Below are 13,572 nucleotides of genomic sequence, written 5' to 3'. Positions count from 1 at the left end.
TAATTGCGTAAGTCCTGCTATAATAAATAGGAATGAATAAAAATCCTAGGTAAAACTTAGGGGCTTTAGACCCTTTTTTTTGTAATTCATTATGAAATTTGCTAATCGTTTAGACCTATTACGCTCTAATGTTTTTGCTGATATGGATCGAGCTAAAGCCAAGGCTGTATTAGCAGGACAAGATTTAATTGATTTATCCTTGGGTTCTTCCGATTTACCCGTGGCTGATCATATTATCACCGAAATTCAGGAATCTTTATCCGATCCGAGTACCCATGGTTATCTGTTATTTCGCAATACCCAGGAGTTTCGGGAAACCGTCGCCCATTGGTATCGCAACCGCTATGGTATTGCCATTGATCCAGAAACCGAGGTTTTACAATTAATTGGTTCCCAGGAAGGAACGGCCCATCTGCCCCTGGCCATCCTCAATCCAGGTGATTTTGCCCTATTACAAGATCCGGGTTATCCCTCCCATCTGGGCGGGGTCTATTTAGCCGGAGGTCAAATGTATCCGATGCCCTTAGTCACGGAAAATGACTTTTTACCGGTGTTTGAGGATATTCCCGAAACCGTATTAACACAATCTCGGATGATGGTCTTGAGTTATCCCCATAATCCCACCTCCGCTACGGCTCCTTTATCCTTTTTTCAAAAGGCAGTGGAATTTTGTCAAAACCATGATTTAGTATTGGTTCACGATTTCCCCTATATGGATTTTGTCTTTCCCCGGGGAGAACAAACTATAGCTGAATTAGCCCCATCTATTTTACAAGCCGATCCGAATAAAACCGTTTCCATTGAGTTCTTTACTTTTTCTAAGTCCTATAATATGGGGGGCTTGCGGGTGGGGTTTGCCATTGGTAATGCGGGGTTAATTTTGGCTTTACGCCAGATTAAAGCGGTGGTTGATTTTAACCAATATCAGGGAATTTTGAATGGGGCGATCGCAGCTTTAACTGGGCCCCAGGAGCATATTGCCCAGAATATGGACATCTTTGCAGCGCGACGGGATACCTTTATTCAAGCAATGCAGAATATTGGCTGGAATATCCCGAAACCCGAAGCGACCCTATATATTTGGGCAAAACTCCCGGAACCCTGGTCAGAGGATTCTATTGGTTTTTGCCAGCAACTGGTGGAAAAAACTGGTGTCGCCGCCTCTGCGGGGGTAGGATTTGGCCAATCAGGTGAAGGATATGTCCGATTTGCCTTAGTTCATCCCCCAGAGATCTTAGCAACGGCGGTAGATCGGATTGCCGAATTTCTAAGAACATCCTAACCTACCCTTTATGCTCAGAAAAACCCAGAATCAATCATTTTAAATTATCAATAATTAACTGTAAATTTATTCTGTGCCGGGGTAGGAACAGCTTTTGAACCCGAAATCTTAAAAGTTGTTAATAGATTAAAAATTTAGCTCCCTTCCCCGATACACTCAATAGGCAGATCAGTCCAGAAGTCCCAAGCTATTATGTCTAGTACAACCTCGCAACCTTCAAATTCCGATCCAACAACCCCGATAACCCGCCATCAAATTGTGATTGTTGGGGGAGGAGCCGGAGGCATTACCGTCGCCGCCCAACTAATGCGGAAAAATTCTAGCCTCGATATTGCCATTATTGAACCCTCAGATAAACATTACTATCAACCCGCTTGGACGTTGGTGGGTGGGGGAGCCTATGACATTGAAGATACAATTAAGGATGAAAAGGACTGTATTCCTCCAGGTGTCAAGTGGATTAAAGCCTATGCGGATAAATTTGAACCCGAAAATAATTTAGTGATTACAAAAGATGGTCAACGGATTAATTATCAATACTTAGTAGTTTGTCCGGGAATTCAAATTGATTGGCATTTAGTTGAGGGATTAAAAGATGCGATTGGGAAAAATGGTGTTACCAGTAATTATTCCCTGGAATATGCCCCCTATACTTGGGAATTGTTGAAGAATTTTAAAGGGGGAAATGCAATTTTCACCTTTCCCTCCACACCGATTAAATGTGGAGGAGCGCCCCAAAAAATTATGTACTTAGCCGATGATACTTTCCGCAATAATGGGGTACGGGAAAACAGCCGGGTGATGTATTGTACGGCGGTAGCTAAAATGTTCCCGATTCCGGGCTATTGTGAAGCCTTGGAAAAAGTGGTGGAACGTCGGAATATTGAAGTAAATTATAAACATAATCTCAAAGCAATTCAACCGGAAACAAAGGAAGCCATTTTTACGGTGACAACGGATAACGGTGTGGAGGAAGTCAGGATTAAGTATGATTTCATTCATGTCACACCGCCTATGAGTTCTCCTGATTTTATTAAGAATAGTCCCTTAGCAGTGCAACCTGGAGGATGGGTGGATGTGAATAAAACCACGTTACAACATAATGTTTATCCGAATGTTTTTGCCTTAGGAGATGCGTCTTCTTTACCGACTTCTAAAACGGCGGCGGCAATTCGCAAACAAGCACCTGCTTTAGTGGAAAATCTCTATGGTTTAATTCATGCTCAAAAACTAACGGGAAGTTATGATGGTTATACCTGCTGTCCGTTAATTACGGGTTATGGAAAAACAATTATGGCGGAGTTTACCTATGAGAATAAACCGGATTCTAGTTTTCCTTTTGACCCTACCGAAGAACGTTATAGTATGTGGTTAGCCAAGCGTTATATTTTACCTTGGTTATATTGGAATCGGATGTTAAAAGGCGCACCCTTTGAAGCGGAGCGTTTGAAGAAGTTAACCGGTAAATAACGTAGTAAGCCCTTTAGGGCTTCCATAGACAGTTGACTATGAACAGTCAACCGTCAACCATCAACCATTTAAAACTCAATAGTTTGTGGCGCTCTGGGGAAAGGAATTATATCCCGAATATTCCCCATCCCCGTCATAAATTGTACCACTCGATCAAATCCTAATCCGAATCCGGCGTGGGGGACGGTTCCATATTTTCTCAATTCCAAATACCACCATAATTCCTCTGGGTTTATTCCTAAAGTTTTCATGCGGTTTTCTAACATTTCTAACCGTTCTTCCCGTTGGGAACCTCCGACAATTTCTCCAATCTTAGGAGCTAAAACATCCATCGCCCTAACGGTTTTTCCGTCCTCATTTAAGCGCATATAAAAGGCTTTAATTTCTTTGGGATAGTCCGTAACCATTGTGGGTTTTTTAAAGTATTCTTCCGCTAAATAACGTTCATGTTCTGATTGTAAATCCAACCCCCAACTTACCGGATATTCAAACTGTTTATCCGCTTTTTCTAAAATTGCGATCGCTTCGGTATAAGTAATTCGTCCAAACTCATTATTAATAATATTATTAGCCGTTTCTAATACCGATTTATCAATCCTTTCATTGAAAAATTCCATGTCTTCAGGACATTTTTCTAACACCGATTTAAAGATATGTTTCAAGAAATCTTCGGCTAAATCCATATCCCCTTCTAAATCACAAAAAGCCATTTCTGGTTCAATCATCCAAAATTCCGCTAAATGGCGAGAAGTATTAGAATTTTCCGCCCGAAATGTCGGCCCAAAAGTATAAACATTGCCAAAAGCCATCGCCATAATTTCCGCTTCTAATTGCCCACTTACGGTTAAATAAGCTGGTTTTCCAAAGAAGTCTTGACTATAATCTACCTGTTGAGATTCTGTTAGGGGAATATCCTTTAATTTGAAATTAGTTACACTAAACATTTCCCCCGCTCCTTCACAATCACTGGAAGTAATAATCGGAGTATGAACCCATAAAAAACCCCGTTCTTGGAAAAATTCATGTACCGCCGAAGCACAGGCATTTCTCACTCGAAAAACTGCCCCTAATGTATTAGTCCGGGCGCGTAAATGCCCAATTTCGCGGAGAAATTCAAAGGAATGACGTTTTTTCTGTAGGGGGTAGGTTTCGGCGTCTGCATCCCCATAAACCTTAACTTCAAATGCTTTTAATTCTATCCGTTGTCCCTTGGCGGGAGACTCGACTAATACCCCGGAAATTTCTACCGAAGCACCTGTATTTAGTTGTTTTAAAATATTTCCATAGTCGGCTAAATCGGGATTTAATACTACTTGCAAATTAGCTAAAGCTGAACCATCATTAACTTCTACAAAGGTAAATTCTTTTAATTCCCGTTTAGTTCTGACCCAACCCTGAACTGTTACGGTTTCTTGGGGTTTACCTGTTCTCAACAGTTGAATAATTCTACTCACGGTCATGTTGTTTTATCCTTTTGGCTACTATAGCAATCCACACCGAGGTTATAATATTTTATGGTAGGGGTTGGGTCTTCCAACCCTCTTTGCACTGGGTTGGGAGACCCAACCCCTACGATAAAATGCTACAACCACTACACGGATTGCTATATATTATTCCTAGATTAGCGAAAAATGGAGCGATCGCCAATAAAATAACATTAATTAACTAAATCCATGTTCAGCTAAAAACTCTGGGGTAATTTCTGTTAAGGCGGAAATAGCGGGAATACTATCATAACTTTCAACGGAATTCAAGTTTCCTTTGAGATAACTTTGTAAAAACTTACCAACATATTTTCCTAAAATATCCGCTTCAATATTAACCCAACTTCCCGGTTGTAAATAGCGTAAATTCGTTTCTTGATAACTATGGGGAATCACCGCCACTTGAAACCAATTACCCTCAAGATCACAATCAGAAATTGTTAAACTAATCCCATTGACTGCAATACTACCTTTGGGCACAATATAAGGGGCAATTTGACGTCGCCAAATATTGCTGGCATTAACGGGAGCACCAAACCGCATTTCCCAAGAACTTGCTGTCGGAATCACGGACTGGAGACAACCGACTCCATCAATATGACCCGTAACAAAATGTCCCCCTAACTTACTTCCGGCTCGTAGGGACGTTTCTAAGTTAAAATAACCATCTAAACTCTGTCCCAGTTTTGTCCGATTTAAAGTCTCAGGAGACGCCGTGGCGATAAACCCCTTGTCCCGAATTTCTACCACCGTCAGACAAACTCCATCCACTGCTACACTATCGCCGATGGCCAAATCCTGGAAAATTGAGTCTACATCTCCCAAAACGCAACTAATTTGGAATTGATCTTGTCCTATAGGTTGAAGGGTTGCCAGCGCTTGAATGAGTCCTGTAAACATAGAGCAGTTAGTTGTTAAAGGTTGAGGTGTTGATGGTTGAGGTGTTCACGCTTAACGGTTAATACCTCAACGGCTAAAATCCAATGTCGATTCCGACAAAAATCAAGGCATACTGGAATAAAGTCGGTGTGAGTGTGTATCGCTTAACCACTGAGTTTGTCGGGAATATTTGATAGAGAGGCTAATAAACCCAATGATTGAAATGAAAGTCGCTGGAATTGCACTCGACGCGGCTACACGCAGCCCCATTATTCTACTGCGAGATGCAGTCGAGAGACGTGCTTTACCGATTTATGTGGGCCAGGATCAAGCCAAGTCCATCCTCGGTGCTTTAGAAAATCACAAACCACCCCGACCCCTGACCCATGATCTATTTGTTAATCTTCTCGAAACTTGGGATATGACCCTGGAAAAGATTATCATTCATTCCTTGCAAGATAGCACGTTCTATGCAGTGTTAATTGTGCGTCAAGGGGAAATCAGGAAGGAAATTGATGCTCGTCCTAGTGATGCCATTGCTATTGCTTTACGCACCGATAGCCCCATTTGGGTGATGGAGGAAGTCATTGCAGATGCTTCTATTCCCGTGGATAGGGACGCGGATGAGGCGGAAAGACGGGCGTTTCGAGACTTTATCTCTAACTTGAGTCCTTCGGATTTAATCAAACGTTCAGAATTGAATAAAACCGATGAAACACAATAGGAGAGAGGGGGGANGGGGGAGCGGGGGAGGCAGGGGGAGCAGGGGGGAAATGCGTCTTGTACTTGCTAATAACCAAAAACTAATAATAACTAATAAGCAAGAGTTAATCATCAACTAATCATCAATATATCAATAATGCGTTATAGGCGGTTTGGGAAAACGAACCTGGATCTTTCTGTATTTTCCTTGGGTACAATGCGTTATTTAGCATCTCCAGAAAATGCCTGTTTAACAATCAAAAAAGCGATTTCTCTAGGGATAAATCATATTGAAACCGCACAGGGTTATGGTCAAAGTGAGTTTTTTTTAGGGGCGGCAATATTGGGGGGTTTATCCTTAGAGCGATCGCAATTTTATATTACGACTAAAATCACCCCCAATTCTAACCCAGATGTGTTAGAACAAAAAATTGAGCAATCCCTAGAACGCCTAAATTTAGATTATCTCGACTGTCTAGCTATTCATGGAATTAACACCAGAGAACACCTAGAACAAACCCTTCAAGGATTATCAGGAGTTGAGAAAGCGATCGCCGATGGTCGAGTTCACCATTTAGGGTTTTCAACTCATGCTCCCCTTGAAATCATTTTAGAGGCAATTCAAACAGATTTATTTCAATTTGTCAATCTGCATTATTACTATTTCTTTCAAAGAAATGCGATCGCCCTTGAGTTAGCGGCTCAAAAAGATATGGGGATTTTTATTATTTCTCCGGCGGATAAAGGTGGACAACTTTATGCTCCTCCAGAAACCTTAAAAAATCTCTGTGAACCGATTTCTCCCCTAATATTAAATTACCGATTCTTATTAAATGATCACCGGATTACAACTTTAAGTTTAGGGGCGGCGACCCCCGAAGAATTAGATAACCCTTTTTTAAAAGTAGCTGATAACGATATTGAATTAACCTCAGAAGAAATAGCCATTTTTCAAAAATTAGAAACCCAAAAAATAGAACGTTTAGGAACAACAAAATGCAGTCAATGTGATCAATGTTTACCCTGTCCAGAACAGATCAATATTCCCGAAGTATTACGGTTAAGAAATTTAGCCCTGGCTTACGATATGATCGAATTTGGCAAATATCGTTATCAAATGTTTGAAAATGCCGGTCATTGGTTTCCAGGTAATAAAGCAAATCGTTGTAACGACTGTGGCGACTGTTTACCCCGTTGTCCTGAACAATTAGACATTCCCACTTTATTAAGAGATACCCACGAACTGCTGAAAGGGCAAGAAAGAAAACGACTTTGGGAATAAAAATTATCTTCCTTCGTCTGTTTGTGGTTCATTTAATCATATCATAATTTATGAATTTTATCAATAAATTAGCTAAAATTTTTATCTATATCTTGATTTTTAATAGTTTCATTTATCCAGTGCGATCGCAAACATCTCCAGAAATTTCTCTGAATAAACCTACCAAACACTGTTTTTCAGAAGATGCTGTTTTACCCTTTCCTCCCCTATCTCAAACCGAACCAAGCATTCCTAATCTTTGGTTAGCCGAAAAACTCTATGAAGACAAAGTTATGAAAACTTGGTATATTGAAGATGGTGTTGTGCAACTTTCACCTAATCTTTATTTAGATTCTTTTATAACATTAGTAGTAGACCGAGAAAAATGGAATGCAGAACAGTATTTAGGACAATATGTACTGGTCAATCGATTTGCGACCGTAGCTCAAAGTTATGGTTATAATTTGCGAGTTTGTAACCTTCAAGGGGATTTACTTGCCTATTATTACTGTGATTTTACCATATCTCCTTTAGAGTGTAAGGTTAAAATTCGATCTACTGGTTTAAGAAGACGGGATTTTAAATAATTGTAAAATTAATTTTAATATTTGGATCAAGGGATAACCTATAAAAAGTTTTGAATCAACAACAAAATATTACTCTGAATCAATCGATCGCACTGGCTAATTTATTTCACGTCGATTCTAGTTTATTTCTGTTTAATTAACACTATTTACCAATACAAAACCGACTAAATATCCGATCTAAAACCGATTCTGTAACTTCTTCTCCCGTGACTTCCCCTAACGCATGAATCGCACCTCGGAGATCAATTGTCCAGAAATCAAAGGGAAGTTGATCATTAATGGTTGTTTCCACCTGTTCTAAACACAATTTAGCACGGGTTAAAGCGGCGGCTTGACGTTGGTTAATGGCAAACTCCAAATTAGCAGCTTGAATATTTCCTCCGTAAACTGAATTTAATATTGCTATTTCTAAATCTGGAATACCTTGATTTAACCCGGCTGACATAGAAACTATCTCAATATTTTCTATCATTAAACTGTGAATTATGGTCTGTTTCAACTCCTCTAATTGCTCTGAATGAACCTGATCAATTTTATTAATTATAACAATAAAATGACGGTGTTTGATCTGTTGATAAATCTCTAAATCTGCTTCCGTCAAACCCACAACAGCATCTAAGGTGAATAACACTAAATCGGCAGATTGGGCGGCTTGATGCGATCGCTCAATACCAATTTTTTCCACTTGATCTTCCGAGTGACGAATTCCGGCGGTATCTAAGACTTGAATTGGGATTCCTCCCACAACTAATTGCGATTCTACCACATCCCGAGTGGTTCCAGGTAAGTCCGTAACAATGGCGCGATCGCTCCGACTCCAAGCATTTAATAAACTCGATTTTCCCACATTCGGACGACCAACAATTGCAACTTTTAACCCGGTTCTTAATAGTTCTCCCGTGTCAGCCGTTGCTAAAAATTGCGATAATTGTTCTAAAACTTGATGAATCTGGGCGATAATTTCTGACTCATTTAACGGGGGCAAATCTTCCTCAAAATCCACTCTGGCTTCAATTTCAGCTAAAATATCTAAACAGGTTGCCCGTAATTCTCGAATCGGATGGGCTAATTTTCCTTGTAATCCAGCTAAAGCCGTTTGTGCCGCCGCAATGGATTGAGATCCGACTAATTCCGCTACACTTTCGGCTTGGGTTAAATCTAATCTACCATTTAAAAAAGCTCGCAGGGTAAATTCTCCGGGTTGTGCCAATCTTGCCCCTAATTCTATACACAATTGCAAGACTTGTTGAACCGCAATTATCCCCCCATGACAGTGAAATTCTACCACATCTTCCCGGGTATAGGAACGGGGAGATAACATTAATAATAACAACACTTCATCAATGTTTTTTTTAGTTTGGGGATGGCGAATATACCCATATAAAATTCGGTGACTTTCCCAAATTTGTCGTCCGGGAGTATCAAACAACTGTTGGGCAATCGATTGAGCTTCACTCCCCGACATCCGCACAATTCCGACACTTCCCTGTTGCGGTACAATAGCCGTGGCGATCGCCACAATTGTTCCCCCAGTTCCCAAAAATTCAGCCATTTTTTCCCATTGATAACATCAATTTTATCTGTAATTTTAACGNCCCCTGCTCCCTCTGCTCCCCCTGCTCCTCCTGCCTCCCCTGCTCCCCCTACCTCCCCTGCCCCCCCTGCTCCCTCTGCCTCCTACTTACCCTCCACAAACCTGTTCAATCAACTCCACAACTGCACTGCGAGTTAGTTTGTCCTGACCCTCTGCTAATACATTTAAAGTGGCATGGGCCAAAGCTAGAGGAATTCGGCAAAAATCCAAGGCGGGGCCAGACGGTAACGCCTCGGTGTAGGCATCTGCTAAGGCTAAATTTCGTTTTGCATAGCTGTGCATTTGTTCCGATGTCCAACCTTCGGGAAAGAAATCCACCCCTCGACTTCCATCATCCCGATAATTCCGCAGAATATTCACCGCCTGTAACCCTCGACCAAATCCAATGGCATGAACTCGGTGCGTTTGTGTACCATCGTACCAAGCCCACAAATCCGATAACAACAGCCCCACAGCCCCCGCCACACCGAAGGTATATTGATCTAACTCCGCTTCGGTTTCAATTAGCCAATTGCGTTCAGCCCAAAACGCCATCCGGTCAGCCATCGCCGCCGTTGCATCCCAAATCCGAGGGCCAATTCGTTCCGGGGCTAATTTGGCCCATTCTCCCACCCGTAGGGTCACTTCTTCCAAGGTTTCAGTATCGGAAAATTCCGCAAACCAATCATCCACAATGGTTTCTCGACACACCGCCGCTTGAAAATTTTGGCTCATCCTATGCAGCAATCGGGCTTTTGTGGCATTATCCAAACCGGGATGATCTTCAACTTCATCAATCGCCCGCATACACAAATACGCAGACGCCACGGCTTCTTGGAGCAAAGGAGGTAAACGACTAATGGGGATATAAAAGGTTCGACTTGTATCTTGCAGGACGGACAGGGGATCTTTTTGCCAATTCATTCATTTAACTCCTCACACCAAGTTAGCCCTTTAATTGCTGTACTTTCGCGCTCGATATTGTACACCGGAATCGGTCTCAGGCTCCAAAGCGGAATCTGGACTTCCCTAGGCTATCATCTTGTCAGTAACAGTGTTGATCAGATAAGCTGTAGTCAGGGTAAATCTCCAAACGTAACACTATGCTGCAAGCGGCGACGCAGAATCAAGGTGCTATTGGGACGCCAGCGAAGTTTGATGTTGAACTTCGCAAAGTGTTCAAAGTTTTTAATGGGGAAACGGCTGTTCGTGGCGTGGATCTCGATATTCGTCGAGGAGAATTTTTTAGTATTTTGGGGCCATCGGGTTGCGGTAAAACCACAACACTGCGACTGATAGCCGGGTTTGAAATGCCCTCAGCCGGAGAAGTCCTAATTCGGGGTCAGTCCGTTACCCAAACTCCCGCCTATCTGCGTCCGGTGAATACGGTATTTCAAAGTTATGCTCTGTTTAACCATTTGACGGTTTGGGAAAATATCGCCTTTGGACTTAGGCTAAAACGCCTCATCAAGCCGGAAGTTGAGGAAAAAGTTCGGGAAGCCTTAGCTTTGGTCAAAATGGAGTCCTTTGCTAACCGTTATCCCTCTCAACTATCCGGGGGTCAGCAGCAACGGGTTGCTTTAGCCAGGGCTTTAGTTAATCGTCCGGCGGTATTATTATTAGATGAACCTTTAGGGGCTTTGGATTTAAAACTGCGGAAACAAATGCAGGTAGAACTCACCAATCTCCATCGCAATTTGGGTTTAACATTTATTATGGTCACCCACGACCAAGAAGAAGCCATGAGTCTGTCTGATCGAATTGCTGTGATGCACGATGGCAGAATTGAACAAATTGGCAGTCCTAACGAGATTTATGAATATCCTCAAACTCCTTTTGTTGCCGATTTTATTGGGGATACCAACCTATTTCGGGGTACGGTTGAAGGTGTCGATGCTACCAGTTTATTTATAGTTACAGAAACCGGATTAAGTATTGAAATTCAACAGATTGAAATTCCAGGTATTCAACTCCCCCAGCAAGATTTAAGAACAGGTGCATCGGCGGTTGTTAGTGTGCGTCCTGAGAAGGTGACATTGAGTTTTTATCCCGTGGGCAACTCGGTGAATTGTTTTGAAGGTCGTTTATTAAATACAATGTATTTGGGAACCCATATTCAATATGTGGTGAAATTATTATCAGGGGAAAATGTTATGGTTCGTCAATCTAAAACCTTCGATAGTTTACCCGATAGCAATACCCCCATTTATGTCTGTTGGGGAACAACAGATTGTTTAGCACTACCCGACCAAAAATAAACCCGTAGTAAGTCCTTCAGGACTCTCTTAACTCTCAACTCCATTGAATTTAGATAGCCCGATTTTGCCATACCAAAAAATTAAAAACAAACCACTAAACTGTTAAGCAGTTAAACTTTATATTCTAGCCGTTGATAGTGAAACCCTACGGGTTTAGATATGAAAACTTCAGAAAAACTGTTTTTTCTTGCCTTACTTCCTCCTCAACCTATTCAAGATCACATTACGGAAATTAAACATTATTTTGCTCAAACCTATAATAGTTGCCATGCCTTGAAATCTCCTCCCCATATTACTTTACAACCCCCGTTTAAATGGTTAATAGAAGACCTGCCAACTTTAGAACAACATTTAACTACATTTGCCATTAATCATACCCCCATTCCGATCACATTATCGGGGTTTAATGCTTTTCCTCCGCGTGTCCTGTTTGTAGATGTAATCAAAACACCAGAATTAATTAATCTTCAACAACAGTTAATGGATAATTTAGCACAACAGCTTAATATTGTTGATGAAGTTTCTAAAAAACGTTCGTTTTCTCCCCATATTACCGTCGCTTTTAAAGATTTAAGTCGAATAGCTTTTAAAGCCGCATGGCTAGAATTTGCCCAACGTCCGATTTATTTTGAGTTTACTGTCCCTCAATTAACTTTATTAATTCATAACGGACAAACCTGGAATATCAAAACTCAGTTTCCTTATCTTGATTCTCGTCTGTAGTCTATTATTAGATAAATTTTTCGCCGATTTCCAGGGAATTTACTTGACAAAATCCCCCGGACGAGATACTATTTTCATAGGGTTGACATGGGTATACGCTTGACTAATTGTTCAACACAGGCACAAATCAAAATCAAGGATTAAAGTCACTCGAATCCTGACGGTAGTTAGGTTGTGGCAACAAAAAAAACGAGTATGGAGGGACTCGAACCCCCGAATAACGTTCAAACACTGATTCTATCGTTCAGTAGTCTATCCAAAATTAATCACTTATTTTGGAACGGATAGAAAATGGATAGACTGGATAAATCCCCTATAGGTGGGTTTGAAACCTATGGCGATGTTTTAAAACATTGGTTAGCTATCGAACCACTAATACCCAAGGGAACAGCCCAACGGGTTGAAACCCGGCTCAATTTCAAGTTTATTGAGCCATGGAAAGGAGGGAAACGCACAAGCCTAGCTTCCGGCTGTGAGTGGAGCATCTCAGGGATTAATAAGTTTCTGGACAAATGTATCAAACTCAGACAGGACTTACGCAAGCACACTATATATAGTGTGCAGTAAGCCAGCGAACGCTGCCAATTGTTCAAGTATTTGCGCCAGCAATATAAAATTTAGACACAAAAATTATGCTGATTGATAGATATTTAACAGTCAATATCTTTGTGGCAAAATGTCAAAAAAGATATCCAAATCAGTGAAAATAGTGCGATCATTTTTGATGATACAGTATTGGCTAAAAGGTTTGGGGAAAAGATTGAATTAGTCCGTCGTCAATATAGTGGAACAGAACATCGTGTACTGTCAGGTATTGGGTTTTTATGTTAATCCAGAACTGGGTTTATTTTGGGTAATTGATTATCGCATATATCAGCCAGAGCATGATGATAAAACCAAACTAGATCATGTACTTTTGATACGCTATATATAGCGTGCTTGCGTAAGTACTGTGGGAATAATTTATGGGTTATTCCTTATATAACTTTCTATTTATCTGATTTGACAGGTTTAACTTTTTGTGATAGTGGGATTTTAAGTTTTAAAGGTATAAGTAAAAATTAATTATTTAGGGTTTTAGATTAAATGTTTGTATGAGTAAGCTATGGGGTATTCCCTCAATTACCCGATAAGCTGTAGATAGATTGAGGGAAAAACGAGGGATAATTGGTAGAGCGGTTCACTCGTAATGAACAGGCTAAAGGTGAAAGACCGATAAATAAAGCGTTATAGAATTGGAAATCAAAAAGCTGCTTATCGGACTTGAACCGACGGCCTGTTCATTACGAGTGAACCGCTCTACCAACTGAGCTAAAGCAGCAAGGAATTTATATTTGCACGATGTCAAATTAT

General features: G+C 40.9%; 11 protein-coding genes, 1 tRNA gene and 1 pseudogene. 8 read left to right on the top strand and 5 right to left on the bottom strand.

The window, feature by feature from the left end; translation table 11 throughout:
* Positions 1-91: 91 nt before the first annotated feature.
* Both PL11201_RS04285 and PL11201_RS04280 read left to right on the top strand, forming a co-directional pair.
* Complete coding sequence (locus PL11201_RS04285; protein WP_079677345.1) at positions 92-1,282, top strand: LL-diaminopimelate aminotransferase; 1,191 nt, start codon at positions 92-94, stop codon at positions 1,280-1,282.
* A 192-nt stretch (positions 1,283-1,474) separates the two neighbouring features.
* A complete protein-coding gene (locus PL11201_RS04280) occupies positions 1,475-2,752 on the top strand; it encodes an NAD(P)/FAD-dependent oxidoreductase (protein WP_079677344.1) in 1,278 nt (425 codons plus the stop codon).
* A 68-nt stretch (positions 2,753-2,820) separates the two neighbouring features.
* Here the strand turns inward: PL11201_RS04280 and asnS are convergent, their stop codons facing one another.
* Together asnS and ribE are read right to left on the bottom strand one after the other, a co-directional pair.
* Positions 2,821-4,212 carry an asparagine--tRNA ligase gene (asnS, locus tag PL11201_RS04275; protein ID WP_079677343.1) on the bottom strand — a complete coding sequence of 464 codons (1,392 nt, stop codon included), beginning with the start codon at positions 4,210-4,212 and terminating at the stop codon, positions 2,821-2,823.
* 201 nt (positions 4,213-4,413) lie between these two features.
* Positions 4,414-5,136 carry a riboflavin synthase gene (gene ribE, locus PL11201_RS04270; protein WP_079677342.1) on the bottom strand — a complete coding sequence of 241 codons (723 nt, stop codon included), beginning with the start codon at positions 5,134-5,136 and terminating at the stop codon, positions 4,414-4,416.
* Positions 5,137-5,329: 193 nt separating this feature from the next.
* On the opposite strand from ribE, the gene PL11201_RS04265 reads away from it, so the two are divergent.
* The 3 genes from PL11201_RS04265 (at position 5,330) to PL11201_RS04255 (ending at position 7,665) form a co-directional block, all read left to right on the top strand.
* On the top strand, positions 5,330-5,839 hold the full coding sequence (locus PL11201_RS04265; protein ID WP_079677341.1) for a bifunctional nuclease family protein: 510 nt from the start codon (positions 5,330-5,332) through the stop codon (positions 5,837-5,839).
* Positions 5,840-5,974: 135 nt separating this feature from the next.
* Complete coding sequence (locus PL11201_RS04260; RefSeq protein WP_079677340.1) at positions 5,975-7,099, top strand: aldo/keto reductase; 1,125 nt, start codon at positions 5,975-5,977, stop codon at positions 7,097-7,099.
* Positions 7,100-7,149: 50 nt separating this feature from the next.
* Positions 7,150-7,665 (top strand): hypothetical protein, encoded by a 516-nt coding sequence (locus PL11201_RS04255; protein ID WP_144017663.1) that lies wholly within the window; start codon positions 7,150-7,152, stop codon positions 7,663-7,665.
* 142 nt (positions 7,666-7,807) lie between these two features.
* Here PL11201_RS04255 and mnmE read toward each other — a convergent pair whose 3' ends face one another.
* Positions 7,808-9,217, bottom strand: a complete 1,410-nt coding sequence (gene mnmE / locus PL11201_RS04250) for a tRNA uridine-5-carboxymethylaminomethyl(34) synthesis GTPase MnmE (protein ID WP_079677339.1) — start codon at positions 9,215-9,217, stop codon at positions 7,808-7,810.
* Positions 9,218-9,346: 129 nt separating this feature from the next.
* Positions 9,347-10,162, bottom strand: a complete 816-nt coding sequence (locus tag PL11201_RS04245) for a squalene/phytoene synthase family protein (RefSeq protein WP_079677338.1) — start codon at positions 10,160-10,162, stop codon at positions 9,347-9,349.
* Between the two features lie 179 nt (positions 10,163-10,341).
* Between PL11201_RS04245 and PL11201_RS04240 the strand changes: the two genes are divergently transcribed.
* The 3 genes and pseudogenes from PL11201_RS04240 to PL11201_RS04225 form a co-directional block, all read left to right on the top strand.
* Positions 10,342-11,496 carry an ABC transporter ATP-binding protein gene (locus tag PL11201_RS04240; protein ID WP_079677337.1) on the top strand — a complete coding sequence of 385 codons (1,155 nt, stop codon included), beginning with the start codon at positions 10,342-10,344 and terminating at the stop codon, positions 11,494-11,496.
* Between the two features lie 159 nt (positions 11,497-11,655).
* Positions 11,656-12,219 carry a 2'-5' RNA ligase family protein gene (locus tag PL11201_RS04235; RefSeq protein WP_079677336.1) on the top strand — a complete coding sequence of 188 codons (564 nt, stop codon included), beginning with the start codon at positions 11,656-11,658 and terminating at the stop codon, positions 12,217-12,219.
* A 657-nt stretch (positions 12,220-12,876) separates the two neighbouring features.
* A pseudogene (locus tag PL11201_RS04225) lies at positions 12,877-13,132 on the top strand (IS701 family transposase); the annotation flags it as partial.
* A 335-nt stretch (positions 13,133-13,467) separates the two neighbouring features.
* Here the strand turns inward: PL11201_RS04225 and PL11201_RS04220 are convergent.
* Positions 13,468-13,540, bottom strand: a tRNA-Thr gene (locus PL11201_RS04220).
* Positions 13,541-13,572: the final 32 nt, after the last annotated feature.

Source organism: Planktothrix sp. PCC 11201 (assembly GCF_900009135.1).
In the GTDB taxonomy this organism is placed as follows: domain Bacteria; phylum Cyanobacteriota; class Cyanobacteriia; order Cyanobacteriales; family Microcoleaceae; genus Planktothrix.
Note: the sequence above shows the minus strand (reverse complement) of the source record. Positions and strands in the feature narration are given on the sequence as shown.